Source organism: Sphingobacterium sp. IITKGP-BTPF85 (genome assembly GCF_001006065.1).
In the GTDB taxonomy this organism is placed as follows: Bacteria; Bacteroidota; Bacteroidia; order Sphingobacteriales; family Sphingobacteriaceae; genus Sphingobacterium; species Sphingobacterium anhuiense.
In genome coordinates, this window is sequence record NZ_ASZT02000046.1 from 15,414 (window position 1) to 34,201 (window position 18,788).

At 36.1% G+C, this 18,788-nt stretch carries 23 protein-coding genes and 3 pseudogenes; 13 read left to right on the forward strand and 13 right to left on the reverse strand.

The window, feature by feature from the left end:
• Positions 1–24 precede the first annotated feature (24 nt).
• A complete protein-coding gene (locus L950_RS11050) occupies positions 25–474 on the forward strand; it encodes a DUF805 domain-containing protein (protein WP_021189163.1) in 450 nt (149 codons plus the stop codon).
• An 80-nt stretch (positions 475–554) separates the two neighbouring features.
• Here the strand turns inward: L950_RS11050 and L950_RS11055 are convergent, their stop codons facing one another.
• From L950_RS11055 to L950_RS32860, 3 genes and pseudogenes are all read right to left on the reverse strand, one after another.
• Positions 555–803 carry a hypothetical protein gene (locus tag L950_RS11055; RefSeq protein ID WP_021189164.1) on the reverse strand — a complete coding sequence of 83 codons (249 nt, stop codon included), beginning with the start codon at positions 801–803 and terminating at the stop codon, positions 555–557.
• Complete coding sequence (locus L950_RS35305) at positions 800–1,114, reverse strand: DUF2752 domain-containing protein (RefSeq protein WP_316930610.1); 315 nt, start codon at positions 1,112–1,114, stop codon at positions 800–802. The genes L950_RS11055 and L950_RS35305 overlap by 4 nt, the downstream gene beginning before the upstream one ends.
• 81 nt (positions 1,115–1,195) lie before the next feature.
• Positions 1,196–1,381 (reverse strand): annotated as a pseudogene (locus tag L950_RS32860) (cold-shock protein); the annotation flags it as partial.
• Between the two features lie 159 nt (positions 1,382–1,540).
• On the opposite strand from L950_RS32860, the gene L950_RS11065 reads away from it, so the two are divergent.
• The 7 genes and pseudogenes from L950_RS11065 to gcvT all read left to right on the forward strand — a co-directional run bounded on the left by L950_RS11065 (position 1,541) and on the right by gcvT (position 5,847).
• Complete coding sequence (locus L950_RS11065; RefSeq protein WP_021189166.1) at positions 1,541–2,245, forward strand: SIMPL domain-containing protein; 705 nt, start codon at positions 1,541–1,543, stop codon at positions 2,243–2,245.
• A complete protein-coding gene (locus L950_RS11070) occupies positions 2,245–2,730 on the forward strand; it encodes a DUF4112 domain-containing protein (RefSeq protein WP_021189167.1) in 486 nt (161 codons plus the stop codon). Before L950_RS11065 ends, L950_RS11070 begins: the two co-directional genes overlap by 1 nt.
• Before the next feature lie 77 nt (positions 2,731–2,807).
• Positions 2,808–3,176: a DUF4359 domain-containing protein gene (locus tag L950_RS11075; protein WP_021189168.1), complete on the forward strand. Its 369-nt coding sequence runs from the start codon at positions 2,808–2,810 to the stop codon at positions 3,174–3,176.
• A gap of 6 nt (positions 3,177–3,182) precedes the next feature.
• Positions 3,183–3,596, forward strand: a complete 414-nt coding sequence (locus L950_RS36445) for a pseudouridine synthase (protein ID WP_316930606.1) — start codon at positions 3,183–3,185, stop codon at positions 3,594–3,596.
• A gap of 31 nt (positions 3,597–3,627) precedes the next feature.
• Positions 3,628–3,870: a hypothetical protein gene (locus L950_RS36450; RefSeq protein WP_316930607.1), complete on the forward strand. Its 243-nt coding sequence runs from the start codon at positions 3,628–3,630 to the stop codon at positions 3,868–3,870.
• Positions 3,867–4,685, forward strand: a complete 819-nt coding sequence (locus L950_RS11085; RefSeq protein WP_021189169.1) for a DUF6929 family protein — start codon at positions 3,867–3,869, stop codon at positions 4,683–4,685. The genes L950_RS36450 and L950_RS11085 overlap by 4 nt, the downstream gene beginning before the upstream one ends.
• Before the next feature lie 84 nt (positions 4,686–4,769).
• A pseudogene (gene gcvT, locus L950_RS11090) lies at positions 4,770–5,847 on the forward strand (glycine cleavage system aminomethyltransferase GcvT).
• Between the two features lie 37 nt (positions 5,848–5,884).
• Here gcvT and L950_RS37280 read toward each other — a convergent pair.
• The 10 genes and pseudogenes from L950_RS37280 to surE all read right to left on the reverse strand — a co-directional run bounded on the left by L950_RS37280 (position 5,885) and on the right by surE (position 14,930).
• Entirely contained in the window at positions 5,885–6,091 is a 207-nt protein-coding gene (locus L950_RS37280; protein ID WP_410528125.1) for a DUF6358 family protein, read from the reverse strand.
• 384 nt (positions 6,092–6,475) lie between these two features.
• Positions 6,476–6,790 carry a rhodanese-like domain-containing protein gene (locus L950_RS11100; protein ID WP_021189171.1) on the reverse strand — a complete coding sequence of 105 codons (315 nt, stop codon included), beginning with the start codon at positions 6,788–6,790 and terminating at the stop codon, positions 6,476–6,478.
• 50 nt (positions 6,791–6,840) lie between these two features.
• Positions 6,841–7,338 (reverse strand): GNAT family N-acetyltransferase, encoded by a 498-nt coding sequence (locus tag L950_RS11105; RefSeq protein ID WP_021189172.1) that lies wholly within the window; start codon positions 7,336–7,338, stop codon positions 6,841–6,843.
• Positions 7,335–7,904, reverse strand: a complete 570-nt coding sequence (locus L950_RS11110) for a hypothetical protein (RefSeq protein ID WP_021189173.1) — start codon at positions 7,902–7,904, stop codon at positions 7,335–7,337. The genes L950_RS11105 and L950_RS11110 overlap by 4 nt, the downstream gene beginning before the upstream one ends.
• A 5-nt stretch (positions 7,905–7,909) precedes the next feature.
• Positions 7,910–9,100 carry a M20 family metallopeptidase gene (locus L950_RS11115; RefSeq protein ID WP_021189174.1) on the reverse strand — a complete coding sequence of 397 codons (1,191 nt, stop codon included), beginning with the start codon at positions 9,098–9,100 and terminating at the stop codon, positions 7,910–7,912.
• A gap of 10 nt (positions 9,101–9,110) precedes the next feature.
• On the reverse strand, positions 9,111–9,569 hold the full coding sequence (locus L950_RS11120; RefSeq protein ID WP_021189175.1) for an SPOR domain-containing protein: 459 nt from the start codon (positions 9,567–9,569) through the stop codon (positions 9,111–9,113).
• Positions 9,570–9,593: 24 nt separating this feature from the next.
• A pseudogene (secA, locus tag L950_RS11125) lies at positions 9,594–12,888 on the reverse strand (preprotein translocase subunit SecA).
• 141 nt (positions 12,889–13,029) lie between these two features.
• Positions 13,030–13,902, reverse strand: coding sequence for a menaquinone biosynthesis family protein (locus tag L950_RS11130; protein WP_021189176.1), 873 nt, complete (start codon positions 13,900–13,902; stop codon positions 13,030–13,032).
• Positions 13,899–14,111, reverse strand: coding sequence for a hypothetical protein (locus L950_RS11135; protein WP_021189177.1), 213 nt, complete (start codon positions 14,109–14,111; stop codon positions 13,899–13,901). Before L950_RS11135 ends, L950_RS11130 begins: the two co-directional genes overlap by 4 nt.
• A gap of 48 nt (positions 14,112–14,159) precedes the next feature.
• Positions 14,160–14,930 carry a 5'/3'-nucleotidase SurE gene (surE, locus tag L950_RS11140; protein WP_021189178.1) on the reverse strand — a complete coding sequence of 257 codons (771 nt, stop codon included), beginning with the start codon at positions 14,928–14,930 and terminating at the stop codon, positions 14,160–14,162.
• Positions 14,931–15,547: 617 nt separating this feature from the next.
• Between surE and L950_RS11145 the strand changes: the two genes are divergently transcribed.
• From L950_RS11145 to L950_RS11160, 5 genes are all read left to right on the forward strand, one after another.
• The gene (locus L950_RS11145) at positions 15,548–16,237 is read left to right on the forward strand and encodes an AEC family transporter (RefSeq protein WP_021189179.1); all 690 of its coding nucleotides are present in this window, start codon (positions 15,548–15,550) and stop codon (positions 16,235–16,237) included.
• 86 nt (positions 16,238–16,323) lie between these two features.
• Positions 16,324–17,169 (forward strand): 5-dehydro-4-deoxy-D-glucuronate isomerase, encoded by an 846-nt coding sequence (gene kduI, locus L950_RS11150; protein WP_021189180.1) that lies wholly within the window; start codon positions 16,324–16,326, stop codon positions 17,167–17,169.
• 5 nt (positions 17,170–17,174) lie between these two features.
• Positions 17,175–17,561, forward strand: a complete 387-nt coding sequence (locus L950_RS32870; protein ID WP_021189181.1) for a hypothetical protein — start codon at positions 17,175–17,177, stop codon at positions 17,559–17,561.
• Positions 17,453–18,295, forward strand: coding sequence for a DUF4861 family protein (locus tag L950_RS11155; protein ID WP_231577118.1), 843 nt, complete (start codon positions 17,453–17,455; stop codon positions 18,293–18,295). Before L950_RS32870 ends, L950_RS11155 begins: the two co-directional genes overlap by 109 nt.
• The coding region (locus L950_RS11160) for an SDR family NAD(P)-dependent oxidoreductase (RefSeq protein WP_021189183.1) at positions 18,295–18,788 on the forward strand (494 nt) is incomplete at its 3' end. The genes L950_RS11155 and L950_RS11160, both read left to right, overlap by 1 nt.

Below are 18,788 nucleotides of genomic sequence, written 5' to 3' on the forward strand. Positions count from 1 at the left end.
AAAACCTAATTAAAACTTAACATTATGGAATGGTTTCTGAAAGTCGTTCGCGACAACTATGCAAATTTCGATGGTCGAGCCCGCAGAAAAGAATACTGGATGTTCGCGTTATTTAACGCTATAATTGCTACTATACTTACTATTTTAGGCCTAATGTCCACAACATTTTCTTATATAAATGTGCTTGTAAGCTTAGCACTATTATTACCTGCTTTAGCAGTAGGGGTTAGACGTCTTCATGATATTAATAAATCAGGATGGGTGTTGTTGATAGGTATCATTCCGCTCCTAAATATTTACCTAATATATCTTTTCTGTTTAGAAGGAGATAAAGGTCCTAACGAATATGGTCAAGATCCAAAGGCTGACGAAAATGATAATCCATTTGCAGACCAGAATCCTTTCGGACATATTCCTCCACCCCCTCCTTCTGAAAGAGGCAATAATGACCCCTTTGCTCCTCATAATTCGTAAATAAATACAGCTGATATAGATTAAATCAATTACATAGATCAATCTATATCAGCTGTATTTAATATCTTGATTATGGTATTTTAAAAAATACCGCCACCAACAGCCAAACGAAACCCACCAAATACAATTGCAATGACACATAAAATAATGCCAGTCTTTGGCTGGTTATTTGGTTGCACATTGACATCATTGTAAGCAATCAAACTAACGATCAAACCTACTACAGCAAAAGGAATATTAAGCCAGTTTAACCAACCTAAACAAGGGATAAATGCCACTAACATCCCGATTAAGGATAGAATACCCAATAGTAATCCTGCTATTCTCATAGTTTATTATGGTTTATAATTTTTTCACTTATAAAGATAATAGAATTTACGACAATCAATGAAAACAAAATTATGCTTCCACGATTAAACTGATAGGCCAGTGAGAAATCTCCTTCTTTAATTTTTAAAAATGCCCTTGTCATACCACATAGCATACATTCCGTCCCTTTTAGCTTTGATGGACAAATCGGCGCAGCTACAAGTAATAAAGAACTATCTAAAACAAACAGTACTACTAAAAAAAGAAGCATACAAATGGAAATTAGATTCCATACAATATAAAAAGGCTCCCGAAACTCATTAAATTTCATAATTAGAAGTGTATAAAAAAGCCCGATTTCGTTCTGAAATCGGGCTTTTCTACAATAAATATATCTTAAAATCTGATTAGATAACTTTACATTTACCGCATTAAGACCTTTACGACCTTGTTCTACTTCGTAAGAAACGTTGTCATTTTCACGAATTTTGTCTACTAAACCAGAAACGTGAACGAAGATTTCGCTCTCGCCTGAATTTGGAATGATGAAACCGAAACCTTTGGTTTCATTAAAGAATTTTACTACTCCTTCTTGCATTGTTTTATTGTATTAAATTTCTTAAAGATATTTAAAAAAAATTAAAATCCTTTATCTTTTTAATTTTTTCCATTAAACTACTTGGCTCAAACTGCGTCTACATCAATAGAAACAAACAATGGTTCGATTTTTGAAAACAAGTATTAAAATAGAAAAAGTATGAAAAATTTATTGTTAGGAATAATGCTATTTGCATCTGTACACACTTTACAAGCACAACAAATGACAAATAAAGATATGGTAACAACCATCGGAAGAGCGGAAGAAGAAGTAACACCCGATATTATTTATATAAACGTTACTTTAAAGGAATTTTATCAAGACGGAAACACAAAGAAAAAGGTTTCAATCGAAACTCTTGAAAAGCAATTATTTCAAGCAGCAACAAATGTAGGGGTTGAAAAAAAGGATTTTACAATTCAAAACATCTACAGTACGAACTATGCTACAAAGAAGAAAAAAGAAACTGAAATCTTACTTTCTCGTCAATACCGTATTAAAGTAACGCAATTGAATAAATTAAATGATTTGTTCGATGGTGTTGATGCTGCCGGAATACAGAATACAGCAATCAGCGAACTTGATTATTCAAAAAAGAAAGAACTTGAAAAAACATTAAAAGTTAAAGCGGTTAAAGATGCGATGGAAAATGCGAAAATTTTAGCTGAAGCTGCTGGTCAAAAAGTTGGAAAAGCAATTCTATTGTCTGAAAGTCCACAAATGATTTATTTCAATTCACCACGTGCCATGGCTTCATTCAAATCAAGTAACATGGAAGCTGCAGATGTAGCTGATGATCTGGACTTGGATATTAAACCGATCAAAATTACAAGTGAGGTAAATGCATCCTTTGAAATATTATAATGAAAAGAGATTTATCTTTAGCTGACAAAGAAAAAAGAAGAGATCATGATTTCGGTTGGGTTGAAAGACTCTCCTGGCTGATGGATAATAATTTCCAGATAGCTGGATTCCGCTTTGGTCTTGATCCACTTCTTAATTTTGTTCCTTTTGCAGGAACAATTGCCAGCTTTGGAACGTCATTCGTTTTGGTAATGGTCATGTGGAGAAATGGAGCGAGCTCTAAATTAGTCGTCAAAATGCTGATTAATATTTCAATTGATGCAATTTTAGGAGCAATTCCACTTTTTGGAAATGTATTTGATTTCTTTAACAAGGCAAATACCAAGAATATCAAATTGATGAAAGAGCATTACTACGAAAACAAACATCAAGGTTCTGCGATTTGGTTACTACTGGGTATTCTATCGATCATTGTCCTCTTTTTTGTCGGCACCATCTATCTTTTATGGATTGCCGGAGAATGGGTTTGGCAATTACTTTTTTAACCGAATGTATATAAAATCATAAAATAGCGTTTATATGGATGTATAAACGCTATTTTTGTATACACAATTTCTTAAAAATGAATAAAAAAAGAATTTTTGCTTTAGTAATCATTTTCATTGTTATTGCAGCAATATGGACAAATCCGAAAAAGGAACAACATGAACTTGTTGTGAAGGAAAAAGCCGAATATTTATTAAAAAATCAATTAGGTAAAAAAGAACAGAGCTTATTTGATATCGGCATGCAGTTATTCGGAAATAATGCAGTCGAAGATTTTGTTTCGAAAAACGTTCTCGTTGAAAACTTCTATCTTTTTTCATTAACAAAAATTAAATGGCAAGGTAAGGAGAACCCCATAGGTGTCGGTGCTTTCGGAAAAATATGGTTAAGCCCTAAGATTGACGAAAAAGCGACCGAAATAATCGATGCTATAAAGAACAATTAATCCAACATGTTAGAAATATTATATCAAGACGAAGATATCATTGCGATTAATAAACCACATGGTTTACTTGTACACCGTTCATCTATCGCGCGCGATGCTTCCGAATTTGCCCTTCAGCTCTTGCGTGATCAAATTAATCAAACGGTATACCCTGCACATCGCCTTGATCGAAAAACAGCTGGAATCCTCTTATTCTCTTTAAATAAGGATATGGATAAGGAATTGCAGCAGTTATTTCAGAACCAACAGGTCGATAAAAAATATCTAGCGATATTACGTGGCCATGCGCCCGAAGAGATGCACATTGACTATCCCCTGAAAAAAGATAACGGGGTAATACAGGAAGCACAAACCGATTTCAAAACAATCGCTCATACAGAACTTCCTTTTCCTTCAGGAATTTCCAACATCCCGTTATAGCTTAGTTGAAGCAAATCCTACAACAGGAAGGATGCATCAGTTAAGAAAGCACTTCGCACACATCTTCCACCCGATTATAGGTGATCGCCCTCATGGTTGTAATAAACAAAACAAGTTTTGGAAAGAGCATTTTGAAATGGACACCATGATGTTGCATGCCTCTGAAATAACATTTAAGCATCCCAAAACACAAAATAATATCATCATCAACGCAGGACTACAACCGGAATTTAAACGTGTCCTCGAGATCTTAAACATGGAGAACTCAATATGAAGAATATCATACTGGATTTTTTTCTAACCATCACCGGTATCAGTGCCGCGTCAGGGTTAGTACATCAAAATAATCACCTTTTTCTAATCGCTGATAACAGTCAATACTTGTACGACTTTGGACTAAATGACCGACTTCTAACAAGAATTCAACTTGACAAAAACACATCAGATCTAGAGAATATAGCGAAAGCTAAAAAACCAGATTTTGAATCCATAACTTTCGATCAGGATAAATATTATATTTATGGTTCAGGATCAACGCCAAACCGTAACCTTCGCATTACCTACCAAAAAGAGGTTCTAACCGAAGATTTTTCCAAAATATATCATCGCTTACAGCAGAAATTTCTAGTCGATCAGGACAATTTTAATATTGAAGGTGTTATTCATACGGAAGATGAGATTTGGTTATTCAATAGAGGTAATGGTCAAAAAGCTCAAAACGGAATCTTCAAAATCAACAAGTTCAACACTGAAAAATCCAGTTTTGATGCGATCAAATTACCGCTCATAGATCAAGTACAAGCAGGTTTTACCGATGCCATTCTGGTTGGTGACTTCATTTATTTCATTGCTGCGGCCGAAGCATCAAACTCAACTTATTTAGATGGGGAAATTGCGGGCACAATACTTGGAAAATTTAATCGTAAAAATTCTCAAAGTATTGAAACTATCCGTATTCCGGGAAAGCACAAATTTGAAGGCATTACCTTAAAAGAGCAATCAGAAGATCAGATCACTTTTTTTCTTTGCGAAGATAAAGATGATGATAAAATGGAAACCACGATTTATTCTTTGACAATCGATCAGTAAATCGATTGCATAAATGCTAATCTTTAGACTAAAATCCATGTTTATTTTGTAAATTTGTAAATAAATAAAACTTATCGTATTATGATCAAAAATACTGCCCTTACGGATACGCATATCGCTTTAGGAGCGAAAATGGTACCTTTTGCAGGTTTCAATATGCCTGTTCAATATTCGGGCATCAATGATGAACACGAAACTGTTCGTACAGGTGTAGGTGTGTTTGACGTTAGTCACATGGGCGAATTCATTCTAAAAGGAGAAAAAGCGCTAGACCTTCTTCAGATGGTGTCTTCAAATGACGCATCTAAATTATATGATGGTAAAATACAGTATGGTTATCTTCCAAATGAAACTGGAGGGATAGTAGATGACTTTTTAACTTACCGCATCGACGAAAACACATATTTCTTAGTTGTCAATGCTTCTAATATAGAGAAGGATTGGAATTGGATTTCCAAATACAATAGTTTTGGCGTTGATATGAAAAATATTTCAGACGAAACTTCACTATTTGCGGTACAAGGGCCTAAAGCTGCTGATGCTTTACAATCTTTGACAGATATTGAACTAGCATCTATGGAATACTACTCTTTTGCTAAAGGTACCTTTGCTGGAGTAGAAAATGTGCTGGTATCAGCTACAGGTTATACTGGTGCTGGTGGTTTTGAAATCTATGTTGCTAACGAAGATGCTCAAAGTTTGGGATGCTATATTTGAAGCTGGAGCAGCTTACGGTATTAAACCAATCGGTTTAGGCGCGCGTGATACGCTTCGTTTAGAAATGGGCTTCTGCTTATATGGCAATGATATTGATGATACAACTTCTCCTTTAGAAGGCGGTTTAGGATGGGTAACAAAATTCACGAAGGAATTTGTTAACTCGGCGAATCTAAAAGCGGAAAAAGAAGCTGGTATCAAGAAAAAACTAGTAGGATTTGAAATGATTGACCGTGGTATTGCACGTCATGATTACGAAATCGTAGATGCTGAAGGAAACAAAATTGGTCGTGTAACTTCAGGAACACAATCTCCAACATTGAAAAAATCAATCGGTTTAGGCTATGTAGATAATGCTTTCGCTAAAGAAGGCACTGAAATCTTCATCAGTATCCGTAACCAAAGTATAAAAGCAAAAGTGGTAAAACCACCATTTGTTAAGTAATAATAAAAAGGGGGCAATTGAAAAATTAGCCCCCTTTTTATTGCTTGTTCTTTTCTAATCTTCTTCGCTCTTCCTCTTTCTTTAAATCAATCCTAACTTTCTTAATAAGTACACGTTTAAAGAAAATAAAGACGACCAATAGCGCGATCGAAATACCACAGACTAAAATGTTTCCTGCTTCATAAGACTTATAGCCATAATAAACTGCACCTACTATCAGTAAGTTGATTAGAATATTTAAAATAAAATTTTTGTCATAAGATTACTTTTAGCAATTACCTTCTCCCTAAATTTGAAGAAATAAAATAGACCCGCTACTATATTGAAAAATATAATAAATAAAGCCAAGAGCATCCGCTCTGTATTTGAAATTCGACCAGAAAAAATGATTTCTCTCAGTACCAATACGACCCAGATTAAAGAGAGTAACAAAGATATACTAAAGAGAATAGGAAAAATTTCAAAATAAAAGAATTTTGATATTATTGAAATGCAATAAAAAGCAAGACTAAACAAAAAAGCTTGTTTAGTCTGATGCTCTAAGTTTTTCATTAAATACGATTGTTTATTGTAAACCTATTCGGTTATTGATTATCGATATGAAAAGTATAATCTTGATGGATGTATATTAATAAACATCAATCTCAGGATCGATCTCCTCTTTCCAAGCAAGGATTCCGCCTTTTAAATTTGCTAAATTATCAAAACCTTGTTGCTCTAACATCATTACTGCTTGCGCAGAACGTTTTCCTGAACGGCATTGTACCACGACAGGTTTATCTTTAGCGATTTTATCTACTTCAATTAAGATTCCAGATAAAGGAATATTCAATCCTCCTAAATTAGAAACCTCATATTCAAATGATTCACGAACATCAATTAATTGAAAATCTTCGCCATTATCAATTTTTGATTTAAGCTCTTCTACTGTTACTTCTTTCATGATGATTACTATTTATATCAAATATACTACTTAATTACGAAAATAAACCGTTAAAGCGTGAGGTCTTTTTGCATAACATAATCATCCAAAATATAACCATAATAAGGGATGTCAACAACTTCCGTTACAACAAAACTCTGCTTTAAATAAAAATGATAAGCCGGATTACCCCGATTTACATTTAGCTCTAAAAGCTTTAAATCTCTTGATTTAGCCAGATCAGCTACAAAATTTAAGAACTTCGTTCCATAACCTTTTCCCTTATCTTCAGCTAACAGATAAAGTTTTTCTATTCTCAAAATCGATTGTTCCTTATTTTGAACAGCAACAAATCCTTTGGGTACAGCACCTTCATACAGTAAATAAAAATCTTGACCACTGTCCATTAAAGCCTGAATAGCATCAACAGTGTAATTTTTATTCAACATAAAATCAATTTGTTCTTGCGTTAGAATAGCAGGATAAGTTTCATTATAACTTTGCTGTCCAATTTTACTAATAAATGCCGCTTCATCTTTTCCTGCGGATTTAATAATTACTGCGCTCATAATTTTTCTGTCAATAAACAATATTTTGGTGATGAAAATTCTAACCTAAAAAAACCATCTTGAATTGTTCTAAAGTGATTTTCTCCAATCGCTTGCAAACCACTTGTCTCCAAGTCATTCAGTACATACCCTATAAAAAGCTCATCCCCAGCAGGCATCCATTTCTCAAATCCCGATTGAACAAAGATAGTTCTCGTTTCGTGATGCAACCATACAATATCAATCATTGGTGCAAAATATTCCAATACTGTCTGATCAAATCCAGATCCTAATATATTTACAGCTTTGTACCCCTCCTCAATAAGATAACTCAAAGCACTGGCTATAAAATTTTTTTCATAAATAACAGCCTTTACATGCTCCTGCGGGAAATCCATGAGCCCCGGAGTGAAGATGATATCTACCTTATAGGCCTGAGAAGTAACAGCTTCATAAGAGTTGACATCCGTAACGATCGTTGGAGACCATTCTAAAAGCTGTCCAACCAACTCTTTGTCAATACTATAAATATCCGTTATCAGTAGTGCCGGCTCTTGCCTTTCTCGAACAATATGATGTGACGACATAGACTTTACTGACCTAAACGTCTTAATGTCATATAAGCCATAAGACCAATGCTCAATTGTAATGCATCCTCATCAATATCAAAAGATGACGTATGAACAGCAGACTGGATACCCTTCGACTTATTTCCTGTCCCTAAACGGTAGAAGCAGGCATTTACTTCCTGCGAGTAATAGGAAAAATCTTCTGCCGCAGGCCAAAGATCTAAATCTAAAACATTTTCTTTACCGAGATATTCTTCAGCATAACCTCTTGCTGCTTTTGTCAGTTCAGGATTGTTAATTAGGAACGGGTATCCTTTACGTACATCAAAATCACAAACCGCACCCATACTCTCTGCAATACCTGTTGCCATTTTAACCATCTTTTCATGAGCCTCAGCGCGCCAATCTTCATCAAACGTACGAAAGGTTCCTTCAAGATAAACTTCGTCAGGAACGATGTTTGTAGCTCCATTTGCAATGATCTTTCCGAAAGAAAGAACTGTAGGGGTTCTTGGGTCGGCAAATCGGCTCGCAATCTGTTGCAGTGCCGTTATGATATGCGCTGTGATAACAATTGGATCAATATTTTGATGCGGATGGGCACCGTGACCTCCTTTACCTTTTACTGTCACAAAAAGTTCATCACAAGAAGCCATATACTTCCCCTCTCTAAAGCCAACTTTACCTGCCTCAATAAAAGGCATAACATGTTGACCTATAATGGCTGAAGGAATAGGATTTTCTAAAACTCCTTCTTTAATCATGAGGGATGCTCCACCCGGAAGACGTTCTTCTCCTGGTTGGAAAATCAATTTTACAACTCCTCCAAATTCCGATTTCAATGCGTGCAGTATTTTGGCCACACCTAACAAAGATGAGGTATGCACATCATGTCCACAGGCATGCATGACACCTGGATTTTGAGAACCGTAAGTCCTGCCTTCCACTTCTTTGATAGGCAAAGCGTCCATATCAGCGCGTAAAGCAATCACTTCATCAGAAACGATGTCACCCGTTAAATAGGCAACTACACCCGTATCAGCCATTTCTTCAAAGGGAATTCCAATAGCATTCAAAACAGACTTGACATATGCCGAAGTATTGTACTCTTCAAAAGAAAGTTCAGGGTGCTGATGAAGATGTCTCCTCATTTGAACTGTTTCTTGAAAAAACTGTTGGGCTAAGGCATTAACTTTATCTTTAATACTTGCCATTTTAATAAGATTATTGGTAAACAAAAACGTTTTCAGAGAATACGAAGACGTTCTTAAATTGTTGACGCAGCAAATTCATAAAATTATTTGCTTCAGATCGACTCCTAAAATCTCCTACTTTAACCCTATAATTAGGTTCATCGTAATTAATATAGGTATCAATATCTTTATACATATTTCTAAATCGCGCCTGCTCTGAGAAAGCACTGTTACGATCACTGCCTGCAAATATCTGAACCCTAAAACCACGAACCGTAGTACGCGTAGCCGCGCTTCTTACAGTCGGTTTAGTTGGTACAGCAACAGGTTTGCTTTCGACAGGATTGATACCCATATTTGCCCTAACGTGTTGTAATAGCGTAATTAATGTATCTTTTACGACAACTACATTTTCATTTTGTTGCGCCTTTACTTTCGAAAAAGTAAAAGCAACTAAAGCAAAAACAACTATCAATCCTCTCTTAAGCATTATTATATTTTTTTAAAACACTGCCTAGCTATTAACGCCGTGACAGTTTTTGTATTTCTTACCAGAACCACAAGGACAGTCATCATTGCGGCCAATTGCATTTTCATTGCGGATAGGCTGTGTAGGGCCCAAATCACGGGTATCTACATCCTCAGCACTTACTCCAATTGGAGATTCCAGCTCTGCTTTTGTCGCTTTAACCTGTACCGGAGCAGCTTGAACAGAACGTTCTGGAACACTTTGCATATTTTGTCCAGGGATCTCACCTTTAAAGATAAAGCTTACAATATCCTTATTCATGGTCGCCAGCATCGACTTAAATAAGTTGAATGCTTCCATTTTATAGATAATGATCGGATCCTTTTGTTCGTAAACAGCATTCTGAACAGATTGTTTTAAGTCATCCATTTCACGTAAATGCTCTTTCCAAGCTTCATCAATTAATGCTAAAACAATACCTTTTCAAAAGATTTGAAAACTTCTCTTCCTTCTGTTTCTATTGCTTTCTTCAAATTTGTAGCAACTTGAATGCCACGAAGACCATCGGAGAAAGGAATAACAACATTTTCGACAACATTACCACGCTCTTCAAATACATTTTGCAATACTGGCATCGTATGTGCCGCTACCGTATTTAATTTAGTGTGGTACGCATTGATTATCTGATCAAACAAACGATCTGTTAACGCTTCGATCTTTAGACTTGTGAATTCTTCTTCCGAAATCTCTGGATTTACAGCAAATATACGGATTACTTCAATTTGAAAATCTTCATATGAACCGCCTTCTTTAGCATCAACAACAATTTCTTCAACAACATCAAAAATCATATTGTTCAAATCGACGTCTAAACGTTCTCCGAACAATGCATTCTTACGCTTTGTGTATATAACTGTACGCTGTGAGTTCATCACATCATCATACTCCAATAAACGCTTACGAATACCAAAGTTGTTTTCTTCTACTTTACGCTGTGCTCTTTCGATTGACTTTGTCAACATACTATGTTGCATCACTTCACCTTCTTCAACACCCATTTTAACCATGATGTTAGAGATACGCTCAGAAGCGAAAAGACGCATTAAGTTGTCTTCCAAAGAAACAAAGAACTGCGATGATCCCGGATCCCCTTGTCGACCAGCACGACCACGTAACTGACGGTCAACACGACGAGATTCGTGACGTTCTGTACCGATGATCGCTAAACCACCTGCAGCTTTCACCTCATCTGTTAATTTAATATCCGTACCACGACCAGCCATGTTTGTCGCAATAGTTACCTGTCCAGGTTGACCTGCTTCCGCAACAATATCGGCCTCTTTTTGGTGTAATTTTGCGTTTAAGACATTATGCTTTACCTTACGTAATTGAAGCATACGGCTTAATAATTCAGAGATCTCAACAGAAGTTGTACCGACCAACACAGGTCTTCCCGCTTCAGTTAACTTTTGGATTTCTTCCGCAACGGCATTATATTTTTCACGAGCAGTACGGTAAATAAAATCTTGACGGTCATCACGTAAAGCAACGCGGTTTGTAGGAATTTCTACAACGTCCAATTTATATATTTCCCAAAGCTCACCAGCCTCAGTAGAAGCTGTACCCGTCATACCCGCAAGTTTGTGGTACATACGGAAGTAATTTTGTAAGGTAATCGTCGCATAAGTCTGTGTAGCATCTTCTACTTTCACATTCTCTTTTGCTTCGATTGCCTGGTGTAATCCATCTGAGTAACGGCGACCATCCATGATACGTCCCGTTTGCTCATCTACTATTTTAACTTTGCCTTCGTCAACAATATATTCAACATCATTTTCAAATAAAGTATATGCCTTTAACAATTGATTGATTGAATGAATACGTTCAGCTTTGATAGAATAATCACGTAATAATTCCTCTTTACGAGCAGCTTTCTCCTCTAAAGGAATATCCGCTTTTTCGATATCCGCAATTTCAGAACCTACATCTGGCAAGATAAAGAATGAAGGATCTTCTCCCGAAGCAGTAATAAGCTCAATACCCTTTTCCGTTAATTCTACTTGATTATTTTTTTCATCAATTACAAAAAACAATTCAGCATCAGCTTTAGGCATATTTTTATTCTGCTCTTGCATATAGTAGTTTTCCACTTTTTGCAAAATCTGACGGTGATTATCTTCACTTAAGTATTTGATCAAAGCTTTATTTTTCGGCAAACCGCGATAAGCTCTAAATAATGCTAAACCACCTTTTTCTGGATCGATATCTCCAGCTTTAACTGCTTTCTTAGCTTCATTCAATACCGTATTGATATATGCTTTTTGTGCATTTACCAAACGTTCGATACGTGGTTTTAATTGGTAGAACTCATGTTGATCACCACGTGGGATAGGACCTGAAATAATCAATGGCGTACGCGCATCATCAATCAAAACTGAATCGACCTCATCCACCATTGCAAAATGTAACTTACCCTGTACCAAAGCATCGGGTGTCTGCGTCATGTTATCACGCAAATAATCGAAACCAAATTCATTATTCGTACCGTAAACAATATCAGAAGCATAAGCTTTACGTCTTTGCGGCGAGTTTGGTTGGTGTTTATCAATACAATCTACGCTCAATCCATGAAATTCAAAGAGTGGTGCATTCCACTCCGAGTCACGACGTGCCAAATAATCATTCACTGTAACAATATGCACACCATTACCAGCTAATGCATTTAAATAAGTAGGAAGGGTTCCAACTAATGTTTTACCCTCACCAGTTGCCATTTGTGCAATTTTACCCTGATGCAAGACAACACCACCAATTAATTGCACATCATAATGCACCATGTTCCAAGTTACTTCAGTTCCTGCAGCTAACCATACATTTTTCCAAGTTGCCTGATTTCCTTCAATAACCACATTTTGCTTTTGCGCAGCAAGTTCTCTATCAAAATCTGTCGCAGTAACGACTAATTGTTTATTTTCTGCCAAACGTCTTGATGTTTCTTTTACCACAGCAAATGCTTCTGGTAAAATATCCATTAAAACCTCTTCTAATTTTTTATCACGGTCTTTCGATAATTTATCTACACTTTCGTATATCGCTGTCTTTTGTGACATGTCCAAATTATCATCTTCAGCTTCAGCCTTTAGAGTAGAAATCTCTTTATCAATATCTGCTAAATATCCTTTTATTCTATTTTTGAAATCAGCGGTTTTGCCACGCAATTCATCATCACTTAACGGCGAAGTTGTTCGTACTCCGATTTGATTTTTTCTACAATTGGCTGGACCGCCTTAATATCTCGCTCGGATTTACTTCCAAATAATTTACTTAAAAATTTTAACATAATATTCTTTTCTATCTCAATTTATGACTTTCATTCAATAATGACTCCAAACTAAAATTGCAGACAAATTGACACTAATCGGGCAAATTTAGTTATTAGATATCATATCTAACACACTATATCTATATTTTTTACTATTTTTTATGACAAAAATAAATTCTTTTCCGTTTTAGGGATAAAGCCCATATCCTGAGCCTTCTTAAACATGATTTCAATCGCCGAACGCCCCTCTTTTCCAAGTTCTACAGAGTACTTATTGACATAAAGTTCAATGTGTTTATACATCACCTCGATGCTCATCTCCTGAGCATGCGATTTGATAAACTCGAGACCTGATGTCGGGTTTGCAAAAGCATATTCGACACTCGCTCTCAAAACGCGGTTCAATTTTTCTTTAATATCTTGAGGAATACTTCTTTTAACAACAATACCACCTAAAGGAATAGGACAATTTGTCGTTTTTTCCCAATAATCGCCCAAATCAACCACTTTAAATAAGCCCTTTTCCTGATAAGTAAAGCGGTTTTCATGGATGATCAATCCCAAATCTATATCGCCGGTTAACAAAGCACCTTCAATTTCTGAAAAAACAAGTTCCTTTTTATTTTTCAATTCAGGAAATGCCAAACCCAATAAAAAATTAGCTGTCGTATATTTCCCGGGATAACCGACCCGTAATTCTGCTAGTGCTTTCGTTAATACCGTTTTGGATGACAATATTTCTTGAAGCTCTTTAGCCAGCTCTTCATCTTTCGTAATTAACATGGGTCCTACTCCAAAACCTAATGCACTACCGGCGTCCAATAGCTCATACTCTTCAACAGCATAAGCAAAAGCGTGGTAACTTAATTTTGTGACGGCCAAGTCTCCCCTAAAGGCTTTTAAATTCAAGGTTTCGACATCTTCATATACAATGTCAAACTCTAGTCCTTCTGTATCTATTTTATGATGAATAAGTGCATCAAAAATAAACGTATCATTCGGGCATGGTGAAAAACCCAATGTCAATTTCATATGGATAATTTATGTGTAAGAATATAAAGTATGGTTGCTATAAATGTAGCGACCAAGACTCCTTTTGCTAAGGCACCTTTTTCTCCTTTAAACAAAAAACGTATAACCAATAAGTTGATAAATACCGCTATGGCATAAATTAACATCGGCTTTTCTGATATCGTTTTTTCAAAAAGCGTTGTATAGGTAGAAAGTAAATAAGCGATCATGGTGCAATGGCACCCAACAAAATCCCTATGCCTAAATTGTTTTTCATATTAACTATCGAATCCCCAAGAATTTAATTCAGGAATAACATGATGGGCAGTCATATCAAACTGCGTGGGTACGATAGCAACATAACCTTTGCTTAATGCGTATGAATCAGTATCCTCTCCACGATCTTCCAACTCAAACCTGCCAGTCATCCAATAATAATCCCGATCTCTAGGATCGACACGCTCATCAAACTCTTCAACATAATGTCCACCTGCCTGACGACAGATCTTTATACCTTTGGCTTCATCTTTAGGAAAATTAACATTCAACAAAGAACCTTTTGGAAGACCATTTGCCAACACCTGCTTGGTGATTGATACCAGGTAGGATCTACAATGAGAAAAATCTGCATCGTAATCAAAATTATCTAAAGAAAATCCAATAGACGGAATTCCTTCTATTGCTCCCTCAACCGCAGCGGACATCGTTCCTGAATATAAAACATTGATCGAATGATTGAGCCCATGATTAATACCAGAGACACATACATCAGGCTTACGCCCCTTAAAGATCTTATTTACGGCCAATTTGACGCAATCTACCGGAGTTCCAGAACATTTATACATCTCAACCCCTTCATACAGATCAATACGGTCTAAACGCAAAGGTCGCCCGATCGTAATGGCATGTCCCATACCCGATTGCGGGCTATCGGGAGCAACGACCACCACATGGCCAATTTTTTGCATTTCTTCAATTAAAACTTTAATCCCTGGAGCTGTAATGCCATCATCATTCACAACCAAGATGGTTGGTTTCTTCTTTGTCATGATGCTAATTTAGGAAGAAAAAAAGAAAAGCGTTAGCTTTTAACCTATTGCTTTTTCTTTTTATACATTAAAAAGACCTTAACTCATATTTTTTAAAGGACATCTGATGCACATATAGGTATCTCATTAAATATTTTAGGAGATTTATATCAGATATTATTTAGGTTTTATAGAGGGTTTCTATAGATTTACCTCTACGAACCCTCTAGAAACCCTCTATTACTCCTACAGTATCACTACATGAAATTATAATATGTTCAAAATATAATTGCCATATATCTACCAGCAGAACTGCATTAAAAAAAGATGATTTTTATCCGATATATATTCTAAAAAATATAAAGTCAATTTCTCTTTTGAGTAACTTCGACCATTCATATCGTTTTCCAATTTAAAATGGTCAATTTTATACTTATTATATTCTGTGTCTGTGCTGGAATGCTATTTAAGCATTTTAGATTAATTCCTGAAAATGCTTCAAAAAGCATTAATATATGGGTTTTATATATCGCCTTACCTGCCGTATCTTTTAAATATATTCCCCAGATCACCTGGAGTACGCAACTTTTTTCCCTGTCCTATCCCCTATACTTGTTGTTGCAGGGAGTTGGCTCTTTATGGAACTGTATTGTCGCTATAAAGGCTATAGTCAGCGGTCAAGAAGTACGCTGGAATTGTCGTCGGCATACAGCAATACCTCTTTTATTGGTTTTCCTTTAATTATTGCCTATTATGGGGAGCAGAATCTAAGTATTGCTATTATTTGCGATCAGGTAAATTTCATGCTATTGTCTACCGTTGGGATTATTTGTGCCATCAAGGGAGACCGGAGCAATAATGAAGGGATTAAGGTTGGTGCCCTATTAATAAGACTTGTTACTTTTCCTCCTTTTATCGCCTGCATACTTGCCCTTGTATTGGCACAATACGTGGATTTGAGTGTTACCGAACCATTTTTTGATAAGATCGCATCTACAGTAGCGCCCTTGGCATTATTTTCTGTTGGGTTGCAGTTGCAATTTAAAGGCATGAAGAGAGAGATTTCTCAAATTTCGATGACCTTATTGTATAAATTGATGTTAGCGCCTGCGATTGTTCTTATCGCCGCATTGTTACTCAATGTTAAGGGGGATATCGCCCGTGTGAGTATTATGGAAGCGGCTATGCCGACTTTAATTACAGCCAGTATGGTGGTACAACAATTTAGGTTAAACACGAAATTAATCAATCTCATTATTGGCTTAGGAATTATCTTAAGTCTATTGACAACAGCCATCTGGTCTTATATCATTTCAATATTTATTTAAAGTCTCCGATATCGATTGCGAAGATTATTGTGGCTTATGATCTATTTATATGTTATTTTTAGCATGTTTCTTAAATACGCTAGAATATGAAAATGAATTATGAGTCGCGCTACGCAATTAGCCCAAATGAATGTAAAACACTTGATACAAAGTCTTTAAGAGAGAACTTTTTAATAGAAAATATTTTTGAAGCAGATCAGATACATTTTACTTACTCACACTATGACCGCTACATGGCTGGAGGTGCCATGCCGGTTGCTGAAAAAATAAAATTGGAAACGATTCCAGCATTGTTGAAAGAACCTTTCTTTCTCAGCAGAAGAGAGCTTGGAATTATTAATGTTGGTGGAGCTGGAAAAGTAGAAGTTGATGGTACCACCTACGAATTAGGCTACAAAGAGGCCTTATATATCGGAAAAGGTGTAGAAGATGTTTACTTCAATAGTAATGATCCCTCGAATCCAGCAAAATTCTATCTAAATTCAACTCCTGCTCACCATACCTTCCCCACAAAAAAAGTAACGAAAGAGTCGGCTAATAAAATTGAACTCGGATCTCTTGAGACAGCAAACCATAGAACAATCAATCAGATGTTACTGAATAAGATTGTTGATACCTGTCAACTTCAGATGGGTATGACAGAGCTAAAACCAGGATCTGTTTGGAATACGATGCCTGCACACACCCATGACCGTCGAATGGAAGTTTATTTCTACTTTGAAGTTCCCGAAGGTCAAGCGGTATCACATTTTATGGGTCCAGTAGATGAAACACGTCATATTTGGATGAAAAATGAACAAGCTGTGATTTCTCCCCCTTGGTCAATTCACGCTGGAGCAGGCACCAGTAACTATACTTTTATCTGGGGAATGGCAGGAGAAAACCTCGACTACGACGATATGGACAAATCTGCAATTACAGATTTAAAATAAATACTATGAAATCATTATTATCGGTGGCATTATTACTCGGTATTACATCTAGTTTATCTGCCCAAAATAAGATCTCATTACTCATCCACAATACTTCTTCTTTTGAGAGAAAAGAAGTCGTGAGTATTCCTTACGAAAAATTTAAACAGCACTTTGAACTAAAAGATACCGTTTCGATTTTGGAAGAAGAATCGAAAAAACCGGTCATCTATCAACTGGAAAAGCGCGGAAAATCAACACCTCAAAATGTACTGATTGCGGTTCACATTGCTCCGAAAGCAAAATTGAACTTGCTGTTACCGCCACTGCACCTGTTAAGACAGCAAGCAAAACATATGCGCGCTATGTCCCTGAACGAAAAGATGATTTTGCATGGGAAAACAATGTTGTAGCTTTTCGAGCATATGGTAAAGCTTTAGAAGGGACTTCTGAAGATGCACAAGGTTTTGATTTTTGGTCAAAACGGACTAACGATCTAATTATTGATGAGTGGTATAAAACAGGTGATTATCATGCCGATCACGGTAAAGGTCTCGACTATTATTCTGTAGGACAAACCCTTGGGGTAGGTGATATGGCACTATACTTTAATGGTCAAATTCAGTACACAAAACACTACCGTCGATCAGAAGTCCTGGACAATGGTCCTATACGCAGTACTTTCAAATTAATTTATGAGCCTCAAGAAATAGAAGGTCAGATGATCAGTATTGAAAAAGAGATATCAATTGATGCTGAAAGTCAGTTAAGTAGAATTAATATGAATATGCATAATGCAACCGCTGCTGAGACACCTATCGTATTGGGTATCGCCAAGCGAAAAGAAGCAAATCCTAATTACACGATTTATAAAAAAGAAAACTTCTTTGCTTACTGGGAACCAGAGAATAAAGGCAATATTACGGGAACAGCGATCATTTTACCACATGTAAAGAAAGATTTTATTGATACTCCAACTCAATTTTTATGGAATATAGCGGCTAAAAATAATCAGACCCTGACTTATTATATTGGCGCAGCCTTCAACAAAGCCGGAAAAATTGAAAATATGGATGCTTGGAAAGCTTATTTGCAACAAGCATCAGAACAAATACAAAAACCATTAACCATTAGCTATAAAAAATAATGTCCATACTACAATCATTTGATTTAACAGGGAAAATAGCCCTTGTGACAGGTTGCAAAAGAGGAATTGGCAAAGCTATGGCCGAGGCATTAGCTGAGGCTGGAGCAGATATAATTGGTGTATCTGCAACATTAGAACTAGAAAATTCTGCTGTTCAAAAATCTATTGAATCTTTAGGTAGAAAATTCCATGCCTATCAGTGTGATTTTTCAAAGCGAAATGACTTGTATGCATTTATTACTAAGGTAAAAGAACAACATCCTGTCATTGATATATTAGTCAACAATGCCGGTAATATCTTACGCAAACCCGCAGCAGAACATCCGGATGAGTATTGGGATGAAATTATCGAGATCAATCAAAATGCTCAGTTTATCTTAACCAGAGAAATAGGTAAAGACATGATTTCACGTGGAACAGGAAAGGTCATATTTACAGCATCTTTACTCTCTTTTCAAGGCGGAATCAATGTACCTGGATATGCGGCTTCAAA

Bases quoted from the DNA above. Each gene is read 5' to 3' on its own strand.
- L950_RS11145 (WP_021189179.1), top strand. From the start codon at position 15,548: ATGGAACTGTATTGTCGCTATAAAGGCTATAGTCAGCGGTCAAGAAGT.
- L950_RS11065 (WP_021189166.1), top strand. From the start codon at position 1,541: ATGAAAAATTTATTGTTAGGAATAATGCTATTTGCATCTGTACACACT.
- L950_RS11055 (WP_021189164.1), bottom strand. From the start codon at position 803: ATGAGAATAGCAGGATTACTATTGGGTATTCTATCCTTAATCGGGATG.
- L950_RS36450 (WP_316930607.1), top strand. From the start codon at position 3,628: ATGCATCAGTTAAGAAAGCACTTCGCACACATCTTCCACCCGATTATA.
- L950_RS11135 (WP_021189177.1), bottom strand. From the start codon at position 14,111: ATGATCGCTTATTTACTTTCTACCTATACAACGCTTTTTGAAAAAACG.
- L950_RS32870 (WP_021189181.1), top strand. From the start codon at position 17,175: ATGAAATCATTATTATCGGTGGCATTATTACTCGGTATTACATCTAGT.
- L950_RS11110 (WP_021189173.1), bottom strand. From the start codon at position 7,904: ATGTCGTCACATCATATTGTTCGAGAAAGGCAAGAGCCGGCACTACTG.
- L950_RS11100 (WP_021189171.1), bottom strand. From the start codon at position 6,790: ATGAAAGAAGTAACAGTAGAAGAGCTTAAATCAAAAATTGATAATGGC.
- kduI (WP_021189180.1), top strand. From the start codon at position 16,324: ATGAAAATGAATTATGAGTCGCGCTACGCAATTAGCCCAAATGAATGT.
- L950_RS11105 (WP_021189172.1), bottom strand. From the start codon at position 7,338: ATGAGCGCAGTAATTATTAAATCCGCAGGAAAAGATGAAGCGGCATTT.
- L950_RS11075 (WP_021189168.1), top strand. From the start codon at position 2,808: ATGAATAAAAAAAGAATTTTTGCTTTAGTAATCATTTTCATTGTTATT.
- L950_RS36445 (WP_316930606.1), top strand. From the start codon at position 3,183: ATGTTAGAAATATTATATCAAGACGAAGATATCATTGCGATTAATAAA.
- surE (WP_021189178.1), bottom strand. From the start codon at position 14,930: ATGACAAAGAAGAAACCAACCATCTTGGTTGTGAATGATGATGGCATT.
- L950_RS11130 (WP_021189176.1), bottom strand. From the start codon at position 13,902: ATGAAATTGACATTGGGTTTTTCACCATGCCCGAATGATACGTTTATT.
- L950_RS35305 (WP_316930610.1), bottom strand. From the start codon at position 1,114: ATGAAATTTAATGAGTTTCGGGAGCCTTTTTATATTGTATGGAATCTA.
- L950_RS11085 (WP_021189169.1), top strand. From the start codon at position 3,867: ATGAAGAATATCATACTGGATTTTTTTCTAACCATCACCGGTATCAGT.
- L950_RS11120 (WP_021189175.1), bottom strand. From the start codon at position 9,569: ATGCTTAAGAGAGGATTGATAGTTGTTTTTGCTTTAGTTGCTTTTACT.
- L950_RS11050 (WP_021189163.1), top strand. From the start codon at position 25: ATGGAATGGTTTCTGAAAGTCGTTCGCGACAACTATGCAAATTTCGAT.
- L950_RS11070 (WP_021189167.1), top strand. From the start codon at position 2,245: ATGAAAAGAGATTTATCTTTAGCTGACAAAGAAAAAAGAAGAGATCAT.
- L950_RS11115 (WP_021189174.1), bottom strand. From the start codon at position 9,100: ATGGCAAGTATTAAAGATAAAGTTAATGCCTTAGCCCAACAGTTTTTT.